At 68.6% G+C, this 23,439-nt stretch carries 19 protein-coding genes and 1 tRNA gene; 13 read left to right on the top strand and 7 right to left on the bottom strand.

The window, feature by feature from the left end:
- The first annotated feature begins 20 nt into the window (after nt 1–20).
- The 7 genes from AC0QTQ_RS05415 to AC0QTQ_RS05385 all read left to right on the top strand — a co-directional run bounded on the left by AC0QTQ_RS05415 (nt 21) and on the right by AC0QTQ_RS05385 (nt 7,853).
- Nucleotides 21–902, top strand: coding sequence for an ABC transporter permease (locus AC0QTQ_RS05415; protein WP_121530326.1), 882 nt, complete (start codon nt 21–23; stop codon nt 900–902).
- Nucleotides 899–1,732: an ABC transporter permease gene (locus AC0QTQ_RS05410; protein WP_480258621.1), complete on the top strand. Its 834-nt coding sequence runs from the start codon at nt 899–901 to the stop codon at nt 1,730–1,732. Before AC0QTQ_RS05415 ends, AC0QTQ_RS05410 begins: the two co-directional genes overlap by 4 nt.
- 4 nt (nt 1,733–1,736) lie before the next feature.
- Nucleotides 1,737–3,068 carry a glutamine synthetase family protein gene (locus AC0QTQ_RS05405; RefSeq protein WP_480258620.1) on the top strand — a complete coding sequence of 444 codons (1,332 nt, stop codon included), beginning with the start codon at nt 1,737–1,739 and terminating at the stop codon, nt 3,066–3,068.
- Between the two features lie 131 nt (nt 3,069–3,199).
- The gene (locus tag AC0QTQ_RS05400; protein WP_480258619.1) at nt 3,200–3,880 is read left to right on the top strand and encodes a type 1 glutamine amidotransferase; all 681 of its coding nucleotides are present in this window, start codon (nt 3,200–3,202) and stop codon (nt 3,878–3,880) included.
- A 17-nt stretch (nt 3,881–3,897) separates the two neighbouring features.
- Nucleotides 3,898–5,253: a glutamine synthetase family protein gene (locus AC0QTQ_RS05395; RefSeq protein WP_480258618.1), complete on the top strand. Its 1,356-nt coding sequence runs from the start codon at nt 3,898–3,900 to the stop codon at nt 5,251–5,253.
- Nucleotides 5,250–6,557, top strand: coding sequence for an NAD(P)/FAD-dependent oxidoreductase (locus AC0QTQ_RS05390; RefSeq protein ID WP_480258617.1), 1,308 nt, complete (start codon nt 5,250–5,252; stop codon nt 6,555–6,557). The genes AC0QTQ_RS05395 and AC0QTQ_RS05390 overlap by 4 nt, the downstream gene beginning before the upstream one ends.
- Nucleotides 6,558–6,653: 96 nt before the next feature.
- Nucleotides 6,654–7,853: a DegT/DnrJ/EryC1/StrS family aminotransferase gene (locus tag AC0QTQ_RS05385; RefSeq protein ID WP_480258616.1), complete on the top strand. Its 1,200-nt coding sequence runs from the start codon at nt 6,654–6,656 to the stop codon at nt 7,851–7,853.
- 165 nt (nt 7,854–8,018) lie between these two features.
- Here AC0QTQ_RS05385 and AC0QTQ_RS05380 read toward each other — a convergent pair whose 3' ends face one another.
- Both AC0QTQ_RS05380 and rlmB read right to left on the bottom strand, forming a co-directional pair.
- The gene (locus AC0QTQ_RS05380) at nt 8,019–8,438 is read right to left on the bottom strand and encodes a CoA-binding protein (RefSeq protein WP_480258615.1); all 420 of its coding nucleotides are present in this window, start codon (nt 8,436–8,438) and stop codon (nt 8,019–8,021) included.
- A 213-nt stretch (nt 8,439–8,651) separates the two neighbouring features.
- Nucleotides 8,652–9,434 carry a 23S rRNA (guanosine(2251)-2'-O)-methyltransferase RlmB gene (gene rlmB / locus AC0QTQ_RS05375; protein ID WP_480258614.1) on the bottom strand — a complete coding sequence of 261 codons (783 nt, stop codon included), beginning with the start codon at nt 9,432–9,434 and terminating at the stop codon, nt 8,652–8,654.
- Nucleotides 9,435–9,551: 117 nt separating this feature from the next.
- On the opposite strand from rlmB, the gene AC0QTQ_RS05370 reads away from it, so the two are divergent.
- From AC0QTQ_RS05370 to AC0QTQ_RS05345, 6 genes are all read left to right on the top strand, one after another.
- A tRNA-Tyr gene (locus AC0QTQ_RS05370) sits at nt 9,552–9,635 on the top strand.
- A gap of 125 nt (nt 9,636–9,760) precedes the next feature.
- Nucleotides 9,761–10,756: a hypothetical protein gene (locus tag AC0QTQ_RS05365; protein WP_480258613.1), complete on the top strand. Its 996-nt coding sequence runs from the start codon at nt 9,761–9,763 to the stop codon at nt 10,754–10,756.
- An 87-nt stretch (nt 10,757–10,843) separates the two neighbouring features.
- Entirely contained in the window at nt 10,844–11,212 is a 369-nt protein-coding gene (locus tag AC0QTQ_RS05360) for a hypothetical protein (RefSeq protein WP_480258612.1), read from the top strand.
- Between the two features lie 94 nt (nt 11,213–11,306).
- Complete coding sequence (locus AC0QTQ_RS05355) at nt 11,307–12,590, top strand: O-acetylhomoserine aminocarboxypropyltransferase/cysteine synthase family protein (protein ID WP_480258611.1); 1,284 nt, start codon at nt 11,307–11,309, stop codon at nt 12,588–12,590.
- Nucleotides 12,591–12,867: 277 nt separating this feature from the next.
- Nucleotides 12,868–16,332: a hypothetical protein gene (locus tag AC0QTQ_RS05350; protein WP_480258610.1), complete on the top strand. Its 3,465-nt coding sequence runs from the start codon at nt 12,868–12,870 to the stop codon at nt 16,330–16,332.
- 132 nt (nt 16,333–16,464) lie between these two features.
- Nucleotides 16,465–18,360, top strand: coding sequence for a monovalent cation:proton antiporter-2 (CPA2) family protein (locus AC0QTQ_RS05345; protein ID WP_480258609.1), 1,896 nt, complete (start codon nt 16,465–16,467; stop codon nt 18,358–18,360).
- Nucleotides 18,361–18,412: 52 nt separating this feature from the next.
- Here the strand turns inward: AC0QTQ_RS05345 and AC0QTQ_RS05340 are convergent, their stop codons facing one another.
- From AC0QTQ_RS05340 to AC0QTQ_RS05320, 5 genes are all read right to left on the bottom strand, one after another.
- Nucleotides 18,413–18,922 carry a CarD family transcriptional regulator gene (locus tag AC0QTQ_RS05340; RefSeq protein ID WP_121530313.1) on the bottom strand — a complete coding sequence of 170 codons (510 nt, stop codon included), beginning with the start codon at nt 18,920–18,922 and terminating at the stop codon, nt 18,413–18,415.
- A 333-nt stretch (nt 18,923–19,255) separates the two neighbouring features.
- Nucleotides 19,256–19,594, bottom strand: a complete 339-nt coding sequence (gene fdxA / locus AC0QTQ_RS05335) for a ferredoxin FdxA (protein ID WP_113901794.1) — start codon at nt 19,592–19,594, stop codon at nt 19,256–19,258.
- A gap of 108 nt (nt 19,595–19,702) precedes the next feature.
- Nucleotides 19,703–20,017: an RNA-binding S4 domain-containing protein gene (locus AC0QTQ_RS05330; RefSeq protein WP_480258608.1), complete on the bottom strand. Its 315-nt coding sequence runs from the start codon at nt 20,015–20,017 to the stop codon at nt 19,703–19,705.
- Complete coding sequence (locus tag AC0QTQ_RS05325; RefSeq protein WP_480258607.1) at nt 20,018–22,807, bottom strand: helicase-related protein; 2,790 nt, start codon at nt 22,805–22,807, stop codon at nt 20,018–20,020. It lies immediately after the preceding gene.
- 22 nt (nt 22,808–22,829) lie between these two features.
- Entirely contained in the window at nt 22,830–23,390 is a 561-nt protein-coding gene (locus AC0QTQ_RS05320; RefSeq protein WP_480258606.1) for a tetratricopeptide repeat protein, read from the bottom strand.
- Nucleotides 23,391–23,439 lie beyond the last annotated feature (49 nt).

The raw sequence follows: 23,439 nt of genomic DNA, 5'->3' as shown, positions 1-23,439 counted from the left end.
GCCCCTTCCTGACAGGTTCCATGTTCGCAAGCTGCGCCGACCCGAAGGCCCTCGACGGCCTCGCCTGGATGCTGTGCTACCTGAGTTCGGGCAAGCACCTGCTGTTCTACGGCTCGTTCCTCGTGGTGATCGCGCTGATGCTGGTGGTGGCGCCGGTGGCGCTGGCCTTCGGCTTTGGCGGCGCGCTCGCCGCGCGCTCCCACATCGCGCCGCTGCGCTGGTTCGGCAAGGGCTACACCTCGATGGTGCGCGGCATTCCCGACATCATCTTCTTCCTGTTCGTGCCGGTGGCAATGGACCAGGGGCTGGAATACATCCGCCACAAGATCCTCTGCCCGGACTGGACCGCGCCGATCCGGCAGGGCAACGACTTCCTCGTCTGCCCCGCGGCGAAGCTGCCGCTGAATTCCGCGCCGCAGATCTATCACGAGGTCTATGGCTTCCTCCTCGCCGTGGTGGCCTTTGCCATCGTCTTCGGCGCCTTTGCCTCGAACGTGATCTATGGCGCGATGCGGGCGGTGCCGCATGCCCAGCTCGAGACCGCAGAGGCCTATGGCATGACGCCCGCACAGGTGCGCCGGCGCATCCTGATCCCGCAGATGTGGACCTATGCGCTGCCCGGCCTGTCGAACCTGTGGATGATCCTCATCAAGGCCACACCGCTGCTGTTCCTGCTGGGCGTCGAGGATATCGTCTATTGGGCGCGCGAGCTGGGTGCGACGAAGTCGCAAATCTATGACTTCCCGCACCCCGACTGGCGGCTGTGGTATTTCCTGCTGCTGCTTGCCTTCTATCTCGGCATGACCCGGGTCTCGGAGATCGTGCTCGGCCGGCTCGCGACGCGGCTCGCGCGGGGCCAGGCGACGATGGCGGGCGAAGCTATGCGAAAGGCCGGCGCATGAGCTCCTCCTGCCTGCAGACGATCTCCGATTACGGCCTGCGCTCGCTCGGCTTTGGCGAGCGGCTGCTGCCGCGCGGCGATTTCACCCTGTGCGACCAGTTCACCCTGATCGGCTCGGGGCTGATCTGGAACATCTACTTCGGTGTCTTCGCCCTTGCCTTCGGCTTCTTCTTCGCCACCGCGCTCGCGCTCGCGAAGGCCAGCCCGAACCGCTGGCTGCGCAAGCCCGCCGAGTGGTTCATCTTCGTCTTCCGCGGCTCGCCGCTCTTCATCCAGTTCTTCATCGCCTACGAGGCGCTGGTGATGCTGCCGCGCACCGGCTTCGACCTGTGGGGGCTTCTGGTCCCCACCGACTGGATGACCTCGGCCTGGGCCGGCGCATTGTTCGTACTGTTCCTCAACACCTCGGCCTATGCCGCCGAGATCTTCTATGGCGCGCTCAACGCGGTGCCGAAGGGCGATCTCGAGGCCGCCGACGCCTATGGCATGACCGGCTGGACCAAGTTCCGCCGCGTCGTCTGGCCGACGATGCTGCGCCTTGCCTGGCCCGCCTACACCAACGAGGCGATCTTCCTGTTCCACGCCACGACGCTCGTCTTCTTCTCGGGCTTCCCGGCGTTCCAGCAGCGCGGCGACGCGCTCTATTACGCGAAGTTCTTCGCGGACAAGACATTCAACCCCTTCATCCCCTACCCGATCGCGGCGTTCTACTTCGTCTGTCTGACCGTCACCCTGATCGCGCTGTTCGGGGTGATCAACCGCCGCCTGAACCGGCATCTGCCGGGCGCGATCCGCCCGAAACTGAGGATCAGGCCGCAAATCGTCAGGTGAGGATATGGACTGGCTGATTGAACACCCCGAAGTGCGCACCATTCGCGTGGCAGCGGCGGACCTGAACGGGGTGGCGCGGGGAAAGCGCATCCCCGCAAGGTTCGCGGACAAGATCTTCACCGAGGGAACCCGCTTCCCCTTCTCGGTGATGAACCTCGACATCTGGGGGGAGGATATCGAGGACAGCCCCCTCGTCTTCGAGACCGGCGATTGCGACGGGCTTTTGCGCCCGACCGAGCGGGGTTTCATGCCGATGCCCTGGCTTGCCTCGCCGACGGCGCTTCTGCCGATCTGGATGTTCCACATGGACGGCCGGCCCTATGCGGGCGATCCACGTCAGGCGCTGGCCCGCGTCGTCGACCGCTACAAGGCGCGCGGCCTGACGCCCGTGGTGGCGACCGAGCTCGAATTCTTCCTGATCGACGACAGCGGCAAGACCCTGCGGGTGCCGCCCTCGCCCCGCTCGGGCAAGCGGCGCACCGGCGGCGAGACGCTGTCCCTGCGCGCGCTTGATGCCTTCGATGCCTTCTTCAGCGCGCTCTATGACGCCTGCGAGGCGATGGACATCCCAGCCGACACCGCGATTTCCGAGGCCGGTCCGGGCCAGTTCGAACTGAACCTGATGCACCAGCCCGACGCCCTGAAGGCCGCCGACGACACCTGGTTCTTCAAGATGCTGGTGAAGGGGCTCGCGCGCAGCCACGGTTTCGCCGCCTCGTTCATGGCGAAACCCTATTCGCTGTGGTCGGGCAACGGCATGCACATGCATTTCTCGATCCTCGACGAGGCGGGGCGCAACATCTTCAACGACGGCAGCGAGAAGGGATCGGCGGCGATGCGCGCCGCGGTCGCAGGCTGCCTCGCCGCCCTGCCCGGCTCGACCCTGATCTTCGCGCCGCATGCGAACAGCTACGAGCGGCTGGTGCCGAACGCCCATGCGCCCACCGGCATCGGCTGGGCCTATGAGAACCGGACCGCAGCGCTGCGGATCCCGGCCTCGGGCCCCGCGGCGCGGCGGATCGAGCATCGCGTGGCGGGCGGCGACGTGAACCCCTATCTGAGCATCGCCGCGGTTCTCGGTGCCGCGCTGATCGGCATCGAGGATGGCATGAGCCCCGACGAGCCGATCATCGGCAACGCCTATGCGCAAAGTCTTGCGCAGTTGCCCGCGACCTGGAACCTCGCGATCAACACCTTCGCCGAAGACCCGCTGATCCGGCGGATCTTCGACGAGGAACTGATCGAGAACTTCCTGATGACCAAGCGTCAGGAGGTGCATTACATGGCCGAGCTGTCCGAACAGGAACAGACCGAGCTCTACCTCGACACCGTCTGAAACGGCCGGGCGGGCCATGCGCAAAGGGCCGCCGCCCATGTGCAAACGGCCCGCCCGCCGCCCGTTCCGGCCCCCTTGCCCGCTTCGGGACGGAGGGCTAGGCTTGCCCGACCCAACTGCACGAGACTTCCATGCTGATCGGCATCCTGCAAACCGGCGAATCCCCCGACATCCTTCGCGAGGGCTCCGGCGACTATCCCGACATGTTCGAAACCCTTCTGGCGGGGCGCGGCCTGACCTTCCGCACCTACCGGGTGAAGGACATGGACTTCCCCGCCGACGTCCATGACTGCGAGGGCTGGCTCATCACCGGCTCGCGCTTCGGCGCCTATGAGGACCACCCGTTCATCAAGCCGCTCGAGGCCTTCATCCGCAAGGCGATCGCGGCGAAGGTGCCGATGGTCGGGGTGTGCTTCGGCCACCAGATCATCGCCCAGGCCATGGGCGGCACGGTCGAGAAATTCCCCGGGGGCTGGGCCGTCGGCGCGCAGGACTATGATTTCGGCGGCGAGAAGGTGACGCTGAACGCCTGGCATCAGGACCAGGTGACGAAGCGCCCCGAGGGGGCCGAGGTGGCGGGCTCGAACGCCTTTTGCGAGAATGCCGCGCTCGTCTATGGCGATGCCGCCTTCACCGTGCAGGCCCACCCCGAGTTCCGCGACAGCTTCGTCGAGGGGCTGATGAACACCCGCGGCAAGGGCGTGGTCCCCGACGACCGGCTCGAGGCCGCCCGCGCCCGGCTTGGCCAGCCGAAAGCTTCCGGCACGCTTGCCGACCGGATCTCGGCCTTCTTCCTCAAACCCCGGGCCTGAGCCCCGAAAGGCACATCATGTCAGACTGGACCGATCTGATCCCGCAGGCCGCACGCAACTACATCGCCGGACGGCGCCTCGACGAGGTCGAGTGCATCGTCGCCGACATCGCGGGCGTCGCCCGCGGCAAGGCGATGCCGGCCTCGAAATTCGTGCATCAGGACCGCTTCTTCCTGCCGAACTCGATCTTCCTGCAATCGATCACCGGCGAATGGGTCGACAACCCGATGGGCGCCTTCACCGAGCCCGACATGATCCTGACGCCGGACTGGGCCACCGCCACCGCCGCACCCTGGACTGCCGATGTGACCTTGCAGATCATCCACAACGTCGAGGACCAGCAAGGCAACCCGGTGCCGACCGCGCCGCGCAACCTGCTCAAGCGCATCCTTGCGCTTTACGAGGCCGAGGGCTGGAAGCCGGTGATCGCGCCCGAGATGGAATTCTTCCTCGTCGCGCGCAACCTTGACCCGAACCAGCCGATCATCCCGCCGATGGGCCGCTCGGGCCGCCGCGCCGCGGGCAAGCAGGCCTATTCGATGTCGGCCGTCGACGAATACGGCAAGGTGATCGACGACATCTATGACTTCGCCGAGGCGCAGGGCTTCGAGATCGACGGCATCTTGCAGGAAGGCGGCGCCGGTCAGGTCGAGATCAACCTCGCCCATGGCGACGCGGTGCATCTGGCCGACCAGATCTTCTTCTTCAAGCGGCAGATCCGCGAGGCCGCGCTGCGCCACGACTGCTTCGCCACCTTCATGGCGAAACCGATCGAGGGCGAGCCGGGCTCGGCGATGCACATCCACCAGTCGGTGGTCGACGTGAAGACCGGCGAGAACATCTTCTCGGAGCCCGACGGCAGCGAGAGCATCCAGTTCATGTATGCCATCGCCGGGCTGCAGAACCACCTGCCCGCGGTGATCGCGCTGCTCGCCCCCTATGTGAACAGCTACCGGCGCTACGTGCCGGACTTCGCCGCGCCGATCAACCTCGAATGGGGCCGCGACAACCGCACCACCGGGCTGCGCGTGCCGATCTCGGAACCCGCCGGCCGGCGCATCGAGAACCGCCTCGCCGGGATGGACTGCAACCCCTATCTCGGCCTCGCGGCCTCGCTCGCCTGCGTCTATCTGGGCCTCAAGGAACAGAAGATGCCGCGCCCCGAGTGCATCGGCGACGCCTACATGAACGAGACCGACCTGCCCTACAACCTCGGCGACGCGCTGGATCTGTTCTCCGATTCCGCGCCGGTGCGCGAGGTGCTGGGGGTCGAGTTCTGCACCGTCTACGAGGCGGTGAAACGCAACGAATACAAGGAGTTTCTGCAGGTGATCTCGCCCTGGGAGCGGGAACATCTGCTGCTGAACGTATGAATCTTCTCTTCGCCAACGACCGTCCCGGGGAATTCCCGCAAAGCTTTTATGCCGCAAGCCGCGATGCCGCCCCCGACCGTCCCGCCCTGGCGGGGGCGGTCCGCGCCGACGTCGCGGTGGTCGGCGCGGGATATACCGGACTGTCGGCGGCGCTGCATCTCGCCCGCGCGGGGCGGCGCGTCGTCGTGCTCGAGGCGCATCGCGCGGGCTTTGGCGCCTCGGGCCGCAACGGCGGGCAGATCGGTTCGGGCCAGCGGCTCGAGGTGACGGATCTCGAGCATATGGCCGGCAAGCCCGCGGCGCGGCGGATGTGGGACATGGCCGAGGAGGCGAAGGCGCTGACCTATGCGCTCGCCACCGAGGCGGGCGTGCCCACCCATCGCGGCATCGCCCATTGCGCCGTGCACGAGCGCGAGGTTGCCCACGCCCATCACATGGCCGAGCACCTCGCCACCCATTACGGCTATGACGCGATCACGCCGCTTGACCGCGACGGGCTTGCCGCGCTGATCCCCTCGCCGCTTTACGTCGGCGGCGACATCGACCGCGGCGCGGGGCATGTGCATCCGCTGAACCTCGCGCTTGGCCTCGCCCGGCTGGCCGAGGCCGCGGGCGCGCAGATCTTCGAGCGCTCGGCGGTGACGAAGATCCGCCATGCTCATCACGCGGGCGAGACGAGCCGGGTGATCACCGCGGCGGGCGAGGTCAGCTGTGACCACGTGATCCTCGCCGCGAACGGCTATCTCGACCATCTCGAGCCGAAGATCGCCGCGCGCGTGATGCCGATCAACAATTACATCGTCGCCACCGAACCGCTCGGCCCCCGCCTGCGCGAGGTGCTAACCGAGAACATCGCCGCGCATGACACGAAATTCGTGGTGAACTACTGGCGCGCGCATGAAGACCGGCTGCTCTTCGGCGGCGGCGAGACGGTCAGCTATCGTTTCCCGCGCGACATCGCGGCGTTGGTGCGCAAGCCGCTCGAACAGGTCTATCCGCAACTGAAGGGCGTGAAGATCACCCATGCCTGGGGCGGCACTCTGGCGATCACCGTGAACCGGATGCCCTGCTTCCGCCGCCCGCATCTGAACTGCCTCTCCGCCTCGGGCTTCTCGGGCCATGGCGTGGCGCTCGCCACCCACGCGGGCAAGCTGATGGCCGAGGCGGTGACGGCGACCGGCGACGGTTTCGACGTGATGGCAAGCCTGCCCGCCCATATCTTCCCCGGCGGCAGCCATCTGCGCTTCCCGCTCCTCGCGCTCGGCATGGGCTGGTACAGCCTGCGCGACAGACTGGGAATCTAGGCGACAACTCGCCGGCGACACGAAACTTTCACTTGGCCTGCGGCCCGCAGCATCTTACTGCTTTTCTGAATGTGACATTCAGGAAAGCTGAAACTCATGCCCCGTGACGGCGATCTCGCCCCGACCTGTCCCCCGCCGAACTGCTACGACGCCGAGCCCATCCCCGAGGCCGCCCGTGCCGAGATCGAGCGGCTTCTCGCCTCGGGCGACCTGTTCCGCTACACCTCGGAAAACGCGCCGGTGTCGCAGCTCGAGGCCGAATTCGCCGCCTTCATGGGCACCCGCTATGCCGTCGCCGTCGCCTCCTGCTCGGCCGCGCTCTTCCTCTCGCTGAAGGCGCTCGACCTGCCGCGCGGCGCGCGGGTGCTGGTGCCCGCCTTCACCTTCGCCGCCGTGCCCTCGGCGATCGTGCATGCCGATTGCGTGCCGGTGCTGGTCGAGGTGGGCGAGAATTTCCGCGTCGATCTCGACGACTTCCGCGCCAAGTTCGACGACAGCATCGCGGCTGTGCTGATCTCGCACATGCGCGGCCACACCTCGGACATGGACGCGATCATGGAACTGGCCGACGCCAAGGGCGTGCCGGTGATCGAGGATGCGGCGCACAGCCTCGGCACCGTCTGGGACGGCAAGAAGATCGGCACGATCGGCAAGATCGGCTGCTTCAGCTTCCAGAGCTACAAGCTGGTGAACGCCGGCGAGGGCGGGGTGCTGGTGACCGATGACCCGGAACTCGCCGCCCGCGCGATCATCATGTCGGGCGCCTACGAGCACAACTGGAAGAAGCACCCGGGGCTGCAGAACAGCTTCGTGCACTGGCAAAACCAGCTGCCGCTCTACAACACCCGGATGCAGAACCTGTCGGCCGCGGTGATCCGGCCGCAGCTGGCCGAAGTGCCGCGCCGCGTGCGCGACGGGCTGGCGAACCACGATTACGTCGCAGCCAAGCTGAACGAGAGCCCCTGGCTCGACGTGCCGCCCGCCCTCGGCCCCGAGACCCGCGCCCCCGACAGCCTGCAGTTCAACCTCACGGGCGACTGGACCGATGCCGAGGCGCTGCGCCTGCAGGACGAGGCCAAGGCCCGCGGCGTCGGCGTGCAGGTCTTCGGGCTGAGCAAGGACAACGCCCGCGCCTTCTGGAACTGGCAGTTCCTGGGCGAGCTGCCCGAGCTGCCGAAGACCCGCGCGATGCTGATGCGCGCCTGCGACACCCGCCTTCCCGCGCGGCTGACCCGCCCCGAGCTCGACTTCATCGCCGATGCGATCGTCGAGGCGGCGGCGGCGGTCAAGGGTTGAGGGCGCAGGGGGCGCTGCCCCCTCGCGGCTGACGCCGCTCACCCCCGAGGTATTTCAGGCAAGGAGAAAGCAGGAGCCTCGTCACCAAGGCGAGGCCCTTCGCTTTTCATCTTGCCAAAAATACCTCGGGGGGCGCGCAGCGGGGGGCAGAGCCCCCCTCCCCGCTCACAGCCCGAGCCGCGGGATCTCCATCTTCGGGCAACGGTCCATCACCACCCGCTTACCAGCCGCGCGGGCGCGTGCCGCGCCCTCCGCGCTGATCACGCCAAGCTGCATCCAGACCGTGCGCAGCGCCGGCAGATGGGCAAGCGCCTCGTCGACGATGCCGGGCACCGCCTCGGGCGCGCGGAAGATGTCGACCATGTCGACGGCGATCTCGGGAGGGATCGAGGCGAGATCGGCAAAGACCGTCTCGCCGAGGAAGCTCTGGCCGGCGAGGCCCGGGTTGACCGGAATCACCCGGTATCCCTTCGCCTGCAGGAAGGCCGCGACGTAATGCGAGGCGCGGTCGGCTTTCGCGGAAAAGCCCACGACGGCGATCACCTTGGTGGCCTGCAGGATCTCGCGGAGTTCGGCATCGGTCATGGCAGCCTCCCTTTCAGCCGGACAGATAAAAATGCGCCCGAACCAGAACGGCCGGGCGCACAGGTGCGGAACGAGGGACAGTGAACTGAAACACAGCGGTTCCAAGCTGCGCTTCTGTCATCATACATAGGAATGCGTCCCCCCGGTTAAAGGGGGGCGGCCGCGAATCGCATCTTTGTGAAGCTGCGACAGGCATCCGTCCGCCCGCGCGCGTCAGCGGTTCGAGGCCGCGTAAAGCGCCACCGCCGCGGCGTTCGACACGTTGAGCGAGCCGAATTCCCCGCCGAAGGGGATCTTCACCAGACGGTCGCAGGTGTCGCGCGTCTTCTCGCGCAGGCCCGGCCCCTCGGCGCCAAGCACCAGCGCCACGGGCCGCGTGCCGACGGCGGCCAGCGCCTCGGCCAGCGTCTCCTCGGCCTCGCCCGCAAGGCCGAGCAGCACATAGCCCATCTTGCGCAGTTCCTCCATCGCATCGGCGAGGTTCGTCACCCGCAGATAGGGCTGGCGCTCGAGCGCGCCCGAGGCGGTCTTTGCCAGCGCGCCGGTCTCGGGCGCCGAATGCCGCGCCGGGGCGACAACGGCGCGCGCCCCGAAGACCTCGGCCGAGCGCAGGATCGCGCCGACGTTGTGCGGATCGGTCACCCGGTCGAGCAGCACGACCAGCGGCGCGCCGCGGCCGGTGAGCGCCACGTCCTCGAGCTTGCCCCAGTCGAGCGGCTTGACCTCGAGCGCGGCCCCCTGGTGCACGGAATCGGGGGCCAGCGGCACCTGCGTGTCGAACTTGCGCGGATCGACGATCTCGGCCGTCATGCCCGAGGCGGCGATCGCATCGGTCAGCTTGTCGGACGCGTTCTTCGTCAGCACGAGGCGCAGCCTCACCCGCGCCGGGTTCACCAGCGCGTCGCGCACCGCATGCAGGCCGAACAGCCACACGGTTTCCGCCGCCGCCGCGCGCTTGGCGCGCTCCTTCTCGATCACCCAGGTCGGTTTCTTCATCGCCGCTCCCCTTTTGTCCCTTCCTGCGCCGGCAGCGCCGTTTTGGCAAGAGCCGCGAAATCCGTGAAAAACCCGCTTGACGCCCCCCCACCCCTTCGGTAAATCCCGCCCCACGTCGGGTGACGAGCTGCAAGGTGCGGCAGCGGACTGTAACTCCGCCGGGGAGACCCACGCCTGGTTCGATTCCAGGGTCACCCACCATTCCCCCCAGGATTGGTGATTTTCGCAAGGCCTGCGGGCACTTCTGCTGCGGTCTGCGCGCGCGCGGCACCTTCCCTCTGCCGCCGCTCTGCCGCTATAGTGTCGCGACAGTGAAAGGCATTACGATGACGGGCACAGCGGCCAGCGGGCAAACCTACAACGTGTTCTGTGTGGCGCAGGCCGGGCGGCTCGAATACGAGGCGATCCTCTTCGCCCTCTCCTTCCGCAAGACCAATCCCGATTTCGCCGGCCGGCTGCTGATCGCCGAGCCCACGGGCGCACGCTGGTCGCAACCGGTGCGGATCTCGGACCCGGTGCGGGCGCTGCTGACGGAAGCCGGCGCCGAGATCGTTCCCTTCGAGAACAAGCACTTCGGCGAAAGCTATCCCTACGGCAACAAGATCGAGGCGATGACGGCGCTGCCGGCCGAGCCCTTCGTCTTCTTCGACACCGACACCGTGTTCACCGGACCGCTGAGCAGCGTGGGCTTCGATTTCGCGCGCCCCTCGGCCTCGATGCGGCGCGAGGGCACCTGGCCCGAGCCGCCGCTCTACAAGGTCGGCTACACCGAGATCTGGAAGAGCCTCTACGACCATTTCGGCCTCGATTTCGAAAGCTCGCTCGACCTGAGCAAGCCCGATGAATACTGGCAGCGCTATCTCTACTTCAACGCCGGCTGGTTCTTCGGCGCCGACGCCCAGGCCTTCGGCAAGCGCTTCATGCATTATGCGCACTGGATCCGCTGGAACACGCCCGACGAACTGGCCAGCCAGTCGCTCGATCCCTGGCTCGACCAGATCGCGCTGCCGCTGGTGATCCACGCCTTCGGCGGCGGCCGGCCGGGGCCGGAGCTTGCCGGGCTCGATGGCGCCGTCTCCACCCATTACCGCGCCCTGCCGCTGCTCTATGCGCGCGAAAGCGACGCAGCGGTGGCGATGGTCGAGGAGGTCACGGCGCCGAACGCGGTGAAGAAGGTGCTGAAGACCTACCTGCCCGCGAAGAAGCTGATCTATCAGCACAAGGGCCAGAAGCTGCGGCGCAAGTTCGACCGCGACGCCCTGCCGCGGCGCGAGCAGGTGCTGCGCAACGCGATCCGGCGCGAGGGGCTCTGGCTGCGCTGAGGCGCCGCCACATTTCCACCACGGTCTTCCCGCAATCCCACCGCAGTTTGCCGTTAACTTTTTGGCAGAGCGTAGAGGGAGAAACCCATGGATCGGCTCATGGAATTCACGATACCGATTCTCGGTGCGGAAGTTCCCGTCGTCATGACGACCCTGACCGGCATCGGCCTGGCGATCTTCGCCGAGGCCGTGCACACCGGGCTGTCGGGCTGGTTCCGGCCGCTGCGGTTTCTCGGCACGCTCGTGGCGCTGGCGCTGGCCTCGGCCTTCGCGGCAGAGCTGCTGGCCTTCATCGTGCAGCCCTTCTCGACCACCGCGACGGCGCCGCTCAGCCTTGACCGGATGATCGCGGCGGCGGCGCAGCTTGGCGCGATCGGCTTCACCTACATGGTGCTGAAATGCTTCATCGCGCCGGCCTGGTACCGGCTGCGCGGGCATCTGCACCTCGGCCTCTAGCACGCGCAGCGGAACACCCCGCGCAAAACGAATGTGTTTGAAGCGCCCCGGACCCGGCGATAGGGTTCGCCCCGATGCATTTCGGGAGGCGCATATGACCGACTTTTCCTTTGACACGCTGCAGGTGCACGCCGGGGCCGAGCCCGACCCCGCGACCGGCGCCCGCCAGGTGCCGATCTATCAGACCACGGCCTATGTCTTCAAAGACGCCGATCATGCGGCGCGGCTCTTCAACCTGCAGGAAGTGGGCTACATCTATTCGCGGCTTACGAACCCGACGATCTCGGCGCTCGCCGGCCGCATCGCCGCGCTCGAAGGCGGCGCCGGGGCGGTGTGCTGCTCCTCGGGCCATGCGGCCCAGATCATGGCGCTCTTCCCGCTGATGGGGCCGGGCCTGAACATCGTCGCCTCGACGCGCCTTTACGGCGGCACCATCACCCAGTTCGGCCTGACGATGAAGCGCTTCGGCTGGGGCTGCACCTTCGTCGATTTCGACGATCCCGCGGCGATCGAGGCCGCGGTGGACGAGAACACCCGCGCGATCTTCTGCGAGTCGATCTCGAACCCCGGCGGCTACATCACCGACCTCGACGCGGTGGCGAAGGTGGCCGACAAGCTCGGCCTGCCGCTGATCGTCGACAACACCCTTGCCTCGCCCTACCTGTGCCGCCCGATCGAGCATGGCGCGACGCTGGTCGTGCATTCGACGACGAAATACCTCACCGGCAACGGCACGGTGATGGGCGGCGCGATCGTCGATTCCGGCAAGTTCGACTGGTCGGCCTCGGACAAGTTCCCCTCGCTCAGCGCGCCCGAACCGGCCTATCACGGGCTGAAGTTCCACGAGGCGCTCGGGCCGATGGCCTACACCTTCCACTCGATCGCGATCGGGCTGCGCGACCTTGGCATGACGATGAACCCGCAGGCGGCGCATTACACGCTGATGGGGATCGAGACGCTCAGCCTGCGCATGGAAAAGCACGTGGCGAACGCAAAGGCCGTGGCCGAGTGGCTCGAGAACGACCCGCGCATCGACTATGTCACCTGGGCGGGCCTGCCGTCCTCGCCCTGGCACGACCGGGTCGCGAAGATCTGCCCGAAGGGCGCCGGCGCGCTCTTCACCGTGGCAGTGAAGGGCGGCTATGACGCCTGCGTCAAGCTCGTCGACAATCTGAAGCTCTTCAGCCACGTCGCGAACCTCGGCGATGCGCGCTCGCTGATCATCCACCCCGCCTCGACCACGCACCGCCAGCTGAGCGAGGAACAGCAGGTCGCCGCCGGCGCCGCGCCGGGCGTGGTGCGGCTCTCGATCGGGATCGAGGATGTGGCCGACCTGATCGCCGACCTCGATCAGGCCCTGACCGCCGCCACCGCCTGAGGCGACGCCGCGAGAACCGACAAGGCCGGGCCCTGCGCCCGGCCTTTTTCCGGGTGCGGGGCGCAGCAGAAATCCGTCCGCGGCCTGCGGGTGACAGTCCCTCCAAGGATCGCCCGCATCACTTTTTCAACATTCGGCGGAGAAATGCCGCTCGAGGCGGGTGCAGGTGGGTCCTGCAGCCCGGGCGCCGCTTTTCATGGCGGAGAAGATGCTTTACCAAGGGAGGAACCGCCCGCGCCCATTCCGGCGCCCGTTCCGCAGGTCCAGAGCCCCCGACATGAAACCCAGCTTCGCGCTCAATCTTTCGCATGACGGCATCGGCCTGCTGCACCGCACCCCGACCGGCTGGGAGGTCCTGGGCGAGGTCAGCCTCGATGCGCCGAACCTGTCCGAGGAACTCGGCCGGCTGCGGCGTCTGGCCGAGGCGCGCGCCCCCGCGACCGGCGTGCTGACCAAGCTGATCATCCCGGCGAGCCAGATCCTCTATGCCGAGATCGCCGCCCCCGGCCCGCGCCCCGCGATGCGCCGCCGCCAGATCACCGCCGCACTCGAGGGGATGACGCCCTACGAGGTGCCCGACCTGGTCTTCGACTGGTCGGGCCGCGGCGAGACGGTGCAGGTGGCGATCGTCGCGCGCGATACCTTGGCCGAGGCGGAAAGCTTTGCCGAGGACTGGGGCTTCTGCCCGGTGGGCTTCGTCGCCGTGCCGGCGCCCGGCAGTTTCGCCGGCGAGCCCTGGTTCGGGCTGAGCTCGGTTGCCGGCCGTCACCTGCCCGAGGGCGTGCGGCTGGATCGCGACCAGGACCCGGTGCCACTGGCCACGGCCCCCCATGCCGCGTCGGTCGACCTGGTGGAGGAAGGGGTCGAAGCCGTTGCCCCCCTCCCGGAAGCGCCGGTGCCGCCTGCCGCCGAGGAGATCGTTCCGGCCGAGGACACGCCGCCCCCGGACAGCGGGATCGCGACCGAGGCGCTCGCGGTCGAGGAGATGATCGCGCCCGCCGAGGCGGAGCCTGCGACGGAGACGGCGCCCGCGATGGACACGGTCGCCGAGCCCGAGGTGGTCGTCGCGGAGGCGGAAAGCATCGAGGCAGCGCCCGCCGAAGAGAGTGCCGAGACGGCCTTTCCCGAGCCGGCCGATGTCCCCTCCGACGTTCAACCCGACTCCGACGTTCCGCCCGAGCCGCCGGTGGCCGAGGCCGCTCTCGCCGAGGCAGACCCCGAACCTGCGGCGGAGGTACCTCCCCGCGCCGAGCCCGATGATGAGATCGACGACCCCGAGGCCCTTGCCGATCTCGAACACGCGCTGAACGCGCCGCTCGAGGAGGCGCCCGCCCCCGCGGACCGGCACGCGACCGAAGGCGACGCGGAAGACAGCGCCGATGCGCCGGTCGCGGCCGAGGAGCCCCCGGCCGACGCGGACGCCCCGCTCGCGCCGCTCGACGCGGTACCCGAGGCGGAAGCGGCCGAGCTTGCGACCGAGGAAGGCCCCGCCGAAAGCGACACGCTGGCGGTTGCCGCGGCCCTTGTCGCCGCCGAGGCGAGCGCGATCGAGGTGACGGCGGCCGAGATCGACACCCCCACCGAGGTCTCCCCCACCGAGGACACCCCCGCCGCGGACACCGCGGCAGAGGATGCCGTCGCCGCGACGGCAGAGGCGACCGAAGACACCTCCGCCCCCGCGGAAGAGGACTGTGCCGAAAAGGCCCCGGAAGCGGCCGAGACGGCCGACGAGGCCGCCACGGAACCGGAAGCGGCCCCGGTCGAGGACCTCGCCAACGGCGCCTCCGAAACGGATGACGCCCCCGACTCGGATGCGAAGACCGCGGCCGAGAGCGGGAAAGAGGCTGAGGAGCCGAAGGCCGGCGCCGCCCAGCGGGCGCCCCGTGTTCCGCCGCTTGCCGGCGTCGCGCGCGGCGCGGCCCCGCCCCGCCCGCTGGGCGGTGCGCTGCGCACCGCCGCGATCACCGCCCCCGGGCTCGACCTGCCCGAAGAGGAGGTCGCCCCCGTCCTGGCCGCGCCGCGCAAGGCACAGCGCAGCGAGAAGAAGAAACCCGCCCCGGTCGAGCCCGCGCCCGCCCCGCCCGAGACCACGGTCTTCGGCGCGCGCCGGCACAAGGAGGTCGGCGGCAAGCCGCGCCATCTGGGCGTCACGCTGGTGGCGGCGCTGGTGATCTTCCTCGGGCTGGTGGCAATCTGGGCCTCGTATCTCGATGTGCCCGCACCGCGGGTCGGCACCGACACGGCGCTTGCGCCCACGATCGACGGCCAGGCCGAGGAGCCCCCCGTCAGCACCGAAACCGCGGCGAGCGACCTTCCCGCCGACACCGCCCCCGAGATGCAGGCAGCCGATGGCGACGCCCAGCCAAGCGCCGCGGACGAGGCCGCAAGCGACATGGCCGCCGATGGCGATCTTGCGGGCGCTGATCCTGCCGGCACCGATCCCGAGATGGCGGCCGATGGCATCGCGCCGGAGGCCCTCGCAGCACGCGACGCGGCCGGCCCCGACGCTGTGCTCCCGGATGCCGTGGCCCCAGACGCGACGCTGTCGAGCGCGCAGCTGCCCGCCGAACCCGCCGCCGACGCACCGGAGGCCGCCCCCGCGGAACCCGGCACCGGCGACGCCGCCCTCGCGGCGGCGTCCCCAGCGGCCGAGACCGCGGCCGGCGCGCCGGCCGGCGCCGTGCTCGCGCCCGCCGCACCGCAGGCCGATGCCCAGCCCGTCGTCCCGGCTGCCCCGCCGCCCTTCGAGGATCTGGCCCGCGTCACGCCGGGCAACAGTTTCGAACCGACGCCCGCGGGCGTGGTGACGCCCGGCGGCTTCACCCTCTACGCCGGCCGGCCGCCGCGCGCCTCGCGTGCCCGCCCCGAGGCGGTGACGCAGGCCGCCATCGCCGCCGAGGCGGCCGCCGCGCTGCCCTGGGCAGACCCGGCACTGAAACGCTTCAAGCCGAAGACCCGCCCCGCGACGGTCGAGGCCGCCGCCACCGCCGCCGCAGCGGCGCCTGCCGCGCAACCGGCCCCGACATCGGCCCCCGCGCCGGCCCCCGACACCGCAGTGGCCGCGCCCGCCGCCCCGCTCTCTGCCGAAGAGCAGCGCCTTGCCGCTCAGCGCCCCTCGGCCCGGCCGGCAGCCGTGCAGCGCAGCGCCGAGATGGCCGCCGCCGAAGCCGAGGCCGAAGCCGAAGCCAAGGCGGCCGCCGCAGCCGTTGCCGATGCCAGCTCGCAGGCGGTCTCGGTCTCGCGCCGCCCCGCGGCCCGCCCGCGCAGCTTCAAGACCTCGGTCGAGCAGGCGCTCGCGCTTGCCATCGCATCCGAACCCGAGCCGGTCATCGCCGCTGCGGCACCGGCGCCGGTGGTGGCCCCGCCCGCCCCGGTCGCCTCCCCGGCGCCGCAGAAGGCCGCCCCCGCGCCGCAGCGCACCGTGGCCACCGCGCCCGAGCCGCCGGTCGAGCTGGACGAGCCCGAGCCGACGATGCCGACGCGCAACATGCCGACCTCGGCCTCGGTGGCGAAACAGGCGACCGAACAGAACGCGCTGGCGCTGCGCGAGATGAACCTGATCGGCGTCTACGGCGCCTCGGGCAATCGCCGCGCGCTGATCCGCATGCCGAACGGCCGGTTCGTCAAGGTCTCGGTCGGCGACCGGCTCGACGGCGGCAGGGTCACCGCGATCGGCGACGGGCAGCTGACCTATCAGAAGGGCAGCCGCACCCTGTTGCTGAAGATGCTCAAGGGCAGCTGACGGGCGATAACAGCTTCGACAAACGCCGGTTTCTGCCTTGCCGCCGGAGCGTGATGCTCTAGGCTTGTCGCGTTCACCCTCCCCCTTTCCTCCGGCCGCTTCGCACGGCCCAGTTGACGAGTCCCCGCGCACATGACCGGCTTCCTGATTCAGGCCACGCTCTATCTTTTCGCGATGGTGATCGCGGTGCCGCTCGCCACCCGCGCGGGGCTGGGCTCGGTGCTGGGATACCTTTGCGCCGGCATCCTGATCGGGCCGGTGCTGGGCCTGTCGGGCTCGGAGATGACGGATCTGCAGCATTTCTCCGAATTCGGCGTGGTGATGATGCTGTTCCTGATCGGGCTGGAGCTGGAACCGCGCGCGCTCTGGGCGATGCGCGACAAGCTGGTGGGGCTGGGCGGCTTGCAGGTGCTGCTGACGATGGCGCTGGTGACGATCGTCACGCTGTCCTTCGGCCAGACCCTGCCGGTCGCGGTGGCCCTTGGCATGATCTTCTCGCTCTCCTCGACGGCGATCGTGCTGCAGACGCTGAACGAGAAGCGGCTGATGCAGACGGCGGGCGGGCGCTCGGCCTTCGCGGTGCTGCTGACGCAGGATATCGCGGTGATCCCGATGCTGGCGCTGCTGCCGCTGCTGGCGCTTCCGGGCGCGCGCGCCGTCGCCAAGGCCGAGGCGGCGGGCGATCACCCGGTCAGCCGATTCATCGACAGCATGCCGGGCTGGGGCGTGACGCTGATGACGCTGGCCGCCGTCGCCTTCATCATCGCCGCCGGGCACTATCTGGTGCGCCCCGTCTTCCGCTTCGTCCACGGCGCGCGGCTGCGCGAGATCAACACCGCGATGGCGCTGCTGATCGTGGTCGGCATCGCCTCGCTGATGAGCCTCGTGGGGCTCTCGCCGGCGCTTGGCACCTTCCTTGCCGGCGTGGTTCTTGCCGACAGCGAATTCCGGCACGAGCTCGAAAGCGACATCGAGCCGTTCAAGGGCCTGCTGATGGGCCTCTTTTTCATCACCGTCGGCGCCGGCATCAATTTCGCTGTGATCACCGCCCAGCCGTTCCAGATCATCGGCCTCGTCGCCGCGCTGGTGGCGGTGAAGGCCGGGGTGCTCTACCTGCTCGCCCGCATCTTCCGGCTGAAGGGCGCGGACCGCGGCCTCTTCACCCTTGGCCTGGCGCAGGCGGGCGAGTTCGGCTTCGTCCTCGTCTCCTTCGCGGTCAGCCAGCGGATCCTGCCCACGCCTGTCGCGGAAAAGGTGCTGGTGCTGATCGCGCTCTCGATGCTGATCACGCCGCTGCTGTTCATCCTGAACGAGCAGCTCGCGCGTCGGTTGCGGCGCGAGGACGACGGCCCCGATGCCGACGAGATCGACGAGCAGCAGCCGATCATCATCGCCGGCGTCGGCCGCTTCGGCCAGGTGGTGAACCGGATGGTGACGATGTCGGGCTTCCGCACCACGGTGCTCGATGCCGATCTGAAGACGATCCAGCTGATGCGCACCTTCGGCTTCAAGGCCTATTTCGGCGACCCGACGCGGCCCGACCTGCTGGCGGCGGCGGGGCTGGCCAAGGCGCAGGTGCTGGTGGTGTGCCTTGACGACAAGGCCTCGGCGAACCGGCTGGTGGCCTATGCCCGCTCGGTCCGGCCCGATCTGCACATCATCGCCCGCGCCCGCGACCGGATCCATGTGTTCGAGCTCTACAAGGCCGGCGCCAACGACATCGTGCGCGAGCTGTTCGACTCGTCGCTGCGCGCCGCGCGCTATGTGCTGGAAAACGTCGGGCTGAACGAGTTCGAGGCCTCCGAGCTCGAGAAGATCTTCTTCAAGATCGACCGCGCCGCGGTGCGCGATCTGGCGCAGGCCTGGAAGCCCGGCGTGCCGATCGAGCAGAACCCCGACTACATCCAGCGTACCCGCGAGCTGAACGCCGAGCTGGAAGCGGCGATGATGAAAAGCTTTGCCCGGCGCGAGGAGAAGGGCGAGGAGCCCGAGGCCACCCCCGCCACGCCGCTCGACAGCAAGGGCTGAAATGCGAACGGGCCCCGCAAGGGGGCCCGTCGTGAGGACATGTCGGGAAGGCTCAGGCCGCGCGGCCCACGAGCACGTCGTCGACCTTCTTCGCCGCGCCCGCCTCGTCGGTGCCCGAGACCGCCGCAACCTCGCGGGTCAGACGTTCCAGCGCCGCCTCGTAGAGCTGACGCTCGGAATAGGACTGCTCGCGCTGGTCATCGGCGCGGTGCAGGTCGCGCACCACCTCGGCGATCGACAGCAGGTCGCCCGAATTGATCTTCTGCTCGTATTCCTGGGCCCGGCGCGACCACATCGCGCGCTTGACCTTGGCCTTGCCCTTCAGGGTTTCGAGCGCCCTCGACACCACGTCCGGGGTCGACAGGCCACGCATGCCGATGTCGAGCGCCTTGTGGGTGGGCACGCGCAGGGTCATCTTGTCCTTCTCGAAGGAGATGACGAAAAGCTCGAGCCGGAGACCGGCAATCTCCTGCTCCTCGATCGACATGATCTTGCCGACGCCATGGGCAGGGTACACAACGAAATCGTCCGGACGAAACTCGGTCTTCTTGGTCTTGGTCATTCAGTCGCTTCCTCGCAGCCGGTCCTTCGCCCACCGATTTCAGCGCAGAAAACATCCCCGGCGCCGAAGCTCCGCGATGTCATTTTCTCTCACCAGAAACGCCTCGGGCAGGCGAGCAGGTCCGCCGAGGTTTGGGGGGTCGAACTCCTTGTCACAGGAATGTAGCACAAAATAAGGTCATTTCAAAGCGCTGCGGCACAGCACGAGACCGTGATGCCGCAGATTCAAGGCCTTGGCCGCGAAAAATCCGATTCTTTCCCTTGGGGAAGCAGCGCTGACACAGCCGAATCAGGTGCTCTCCCCGTTCCCGGGCGCTCCGGGGGAATCGCGCGATCAGTCGCCGGTGCCGGGATTCGGCGAGAAGTACTTCTCGAGCTTGCCGGTCTCGCCGTCGTGCTTCTCGTGATCGGGAAGCGGTTCCTTCTTCTGGGTGATGACGGGCCAGATCTCGGCATATTTCCGGTTCAGCTCGACCCAGCTCTCCATCCCCGGCTCGGTGTCCGGGCGGATCGCGTCGGCGGGGCACTCGGGCTCGCACACGCCGCAGTCGATGCATTCGTCGGGGTGGATCACCAGCGTGTTCTCGCCCTCGTAGAAGCAGTCCACCGGGCAGACCTCGACGCAGTCGGTGTACTTGCAGGCGATGCAGTTGTCGGTGACGACATAGGTCATGGAGAAACCCCGGATCGTTTGCGCTTTTTTCGTTTCCTAGCCCTGCCGTGCGGATCAATCAAGAGCGCGAGGGCCGGAAAGACCGGCCGCGGCATTCTTGCCGCGGGGTCAGGACGGGCGTTCCGCGGTTTCGGCGGCCGGGGAAACACCGGCCTCGCCCAGCTCGAGGAACAGCTCGGCCGCCTCGGTCGCGGGGCCGCGGCGCAGGCCGCAGCCGAGGACGCGCAGAACCCGCACCCGCCCGGCGACCGCAATGGTCAGAACGTCGTCCGGGCCGACGGCGCGGCCCGGCTTGTCGGTGCGGTTGCCGTTCACCCGGACCCGCCCCTTCGACACCAGTTCGGCGGCAAGCGCGCGGGTCTTCACCACACGCGCGTGCCACAGCCACTTGTCGATGCGGATGCGGTCCGGGCCTTCGTCCACTCAGGGCTTGCTCTTGAAGCCCATCAGCGCGGCGGCGAAGGGGTTGTCCGGGTCGATCGGCTTGTCCTTCTTCGGCGGACGGGCCTCGAAGGCGCGGGACTTGTCCTCGTCGCGCGGCTTGCCGTGCGGCTTGCCCTTACCCTTCGGCTTGCCGCCCTTGGCGCCGTCGCGGTCGCCACGGAACTCGGGCTTGCCACCCTCGCGGCGCGGCTTGCCACCGCCCTCGCCCTCGCGACGCGGGGCGCGTTCGGGGCGCTGCGGGCGCGGACGCGGGGCCCAGGCGAAGGTGTAGAACACCTCGGTCTCGGGCTCGGCGGTCTCGGGCTCGGCCGCGGCGGCCTCGGTCTCGGCAATCGGCGAGGTCTCTTCCGGGATCGGGTTCTCGGCGCCCTCGACCGGCGGCTTCGGCTCGACCACGGGACGGGTCTTTGCCCGCTCGCCCTTCTCGGCGCGATATCCCAGCCCCTGCATCAGGTCGGAGAACTGCTCGAGCGTCATGCCGGTGATCGACAGCATGTCGGGCGTCGCCTCGAAGCCGCCACGGGTGTCTTGCGTGCGCAGCAGGTCGGCCAGCCGTTCGAGCATGTCGATGCGGATGGCGCGGCTGCCAGCCGGGCGATAGCCCGAGAGCGTGTAGGCCGAGACCGGGACTTCGGCGATATGCGGGATCGTCACGAGGCCCGGAGGCGGGCTTTCGGGGAATTCCTGCAGCCCGTCCCAAAGCGAGGCGAGCACCAGCCGCAGCCGGGTCGGCGCGGGCTTCAGCAGCGCCTGCTGGAAGATCGTGTACTGGCCGAAACGCACGCCATGCTTGCGCAGCAGGCCGCGGGCGTCCTGGTCAAGCTCCTTGACCTCGTTGGCCACGCCCTCGCGCGGCAGGATGCCCATATGCTCGACCAGCCGGAAGGCGAAGCCGCGGGCAAGCCCCGTCAGCGCCTCATCGCGGCTCATCGCCAGAAGCGGCTCGAACAGCGCGGCGACCTTGCGGTCGATGAAATGCTGCAGGCGGCGCTTGACCTTCTCGGCCACATCGGCGCCCGCTTCCTCGTCGACGAAGGCCTCGACCGAGGGCTTCATCGGGTCGGAGCCCTTCACCAGCTTGCCCACCGCGAGCTCGCCCCACATCAGGCCACCCTGCTCGGTGAAGTCCATCTCGGTGTCGGGCGCGTTGTAGAAGCGGTCCGCCCGCAGGCTGAACTCGGGCTTCAGCGCCTCGTAGGCGGCGCGCGCCAGCATCTTCGCCTCGTCAGGCGACGTGGTCGCGTCCTGCCGGAAGCGGAAGCCTTCCAGACGGCCGGCGAATTCGCCCTCGACCGCCACTTCGCCCTTGTCGTTCACCTCGGCCACGAGGGTCTCCTTCTGCTTGAGCCGGCGCAGCAGCACAGAGGTGCGCCGGTCCACAAATCGTTGGGTCAGCGCACCGTGCAGCGCATCCGACAGGCGGTCTTCTACCGCGCGCGTTTCCTCGCGCCAATGGGTTTCGTCATCGACCCAGCCCTTGCGTTGCGCCACGTAGGTCCAGGTGCGGATGAAGGCGAGCCGTTTCGACAGCGTGTCGATGTCGCCCTGAACCTTGTCGATGCGCGAGATCTGGCCCGCAAGCCAGTCCGAGGGCACACCCTTGCCCTCGCGCAGGAAGCCGAAAATGCGTGCCAGAAGCGTGGCATGTTCGGCCTCGGAAATCGAGCGGAAATCGGGGATGCGGCAGACGTCCCACAGCAGGCGCACGTCATGCGGATGGCCGATCCGGCCGGAAATCTCGGGCATCTCGACCAGCGCCTTCAGCGCGCGCAGGTCGTCCGCCTCGCGGCCGCGGGTCAGCCATTCGTTCTTTGGGCTTTCCTCGAGCGAGCGGATCAGCCGCTCGGGCGTGCCGAATTCAAGCCGCGGGTTGCGCCATTGCAACCGCTGGATCGGGGCGAAGCGGTGCTCCTCGACCGCAGCGATCACCTCGGGCGGCGGCGGGCTTGCCTCGCCGGTCACGCCGAAGGTGCCGTCCATCGTGTGCCGCCCGGCGCGGCCGGCGATCTGGCCGATCTCGTGCGGGAACAGGGCGCGCATCCGGCGCCCGTCAAACTTCGCCATCGAGGAGAAGGCGACATGTTCGATGTCGAGGTTCAGCCCCATGCCGATGGCGTCGGTGGCCACGAGGTAATCGACGTCGCCCGACTGATAGAGCGCCACCTGCGCGTTGCGCGTGCGGGGCGAAAGCGCCCCCATCACCACCGCCGCCCCGCCCTTCTGGCGGCGCAGCAGTTCCGCGATGGCATAGACATTTTCAACCGAAAACCCGACGATCGCGCTGCGCGGTTTCATCCGGCTTGTCTTTTTCGAACCTGCCCAGCTGAGTTTCGAGAACCGCTCGCGGCGGGTGAACTGCACCCCCGGCACCAGCGCCGCAATCGCGCCCTTCATCGTTTCCGAGCCCAGGAACAGCGTCTCGTGCAGCCCGCGCATGTGCAACAGCCGGTCGGTGAAGACATGGCCGCGCTCGGGATCGGCGCAGAGCTGGATCTCATCGATGGCGACGAAATCGGCGCCGACCTCGGGCATCGCCTCGGTGGTCGCGACCCAATAGGCCGCGCGCTCGGGCACGATGCGCTCCTCGCCGGTGACCAGCGCCACGACCGAGGGGCCGCGCGCGCTCACGATCCGGTCATAGACCTCGCGCGCCAGAAGCCGCAGCGGCAGCCCGATGACGCCGGTGCGATGCGCCAGCATCCGCTCGATCGCGTAATGCGTCTTGCCGGTGTTGGTCGGCCCGAGGACCGCGGTGATCCGCCCAGACATTTCCCCTGCCCCCTTGCGGCCGTCACAGCGCGACGCCCGCAAGCTCCTTTTCCAGCCTTGCGATAGCGTCTTTCACATCCTGCTGGTGCGGGTTCAAGGCGAAAGAGGCGCGATAGGCGGCAAGCGCCCGGGTCCGGTCGCCGATCTCGTCGAGAATCGCGCCCAGCCCGGCCAGCGCCTCCCAGTGCCGCGGCTCGAGGGTCAGCGTGCGGGCGAGATCCTCGACCGCCGGACCGAAGAGCCCTGCCCCCGCATAGGCGGTGGCGCGCGCATTCCAGCCCTCGGCGAAATCGGGGGCGTGATCGGTGAGTGCCGTCAGATGCTCGATCGCCGCGGTCGTGTCGCCCGAATCAAGCGCCGCCTCGCCGCGCTTCAGAAGCAGGTCCATCGACGCCGAACCGGAGCGCGACCAGGCGCGGCGGATGTCCGACTCGGCGCGGCTCCAGCCGGGGTAGTCCGGATCGGCCAGTTCGGCGAAAGACCGGTCGAGCCCCGCCGTCTCGGCATGGGCCGGAACGGCGAAGTTGACGATTACGGCAACTGCCGCAACGATACATTTGTTTGTGGCCCGGAGCGCGCGCATATACCAAACTGTAACCCAAGCGCCGGAGAAAGCGAGAGCCCGGCGTTCA

Source organism: Paenirhodobacter sp. YD-8 (assembly GCF_056590935.1).
Note: the sequence above shows the minus strand (reverse complement) of the source record. Positions and strands in the feature narration are given on the sequence as shown.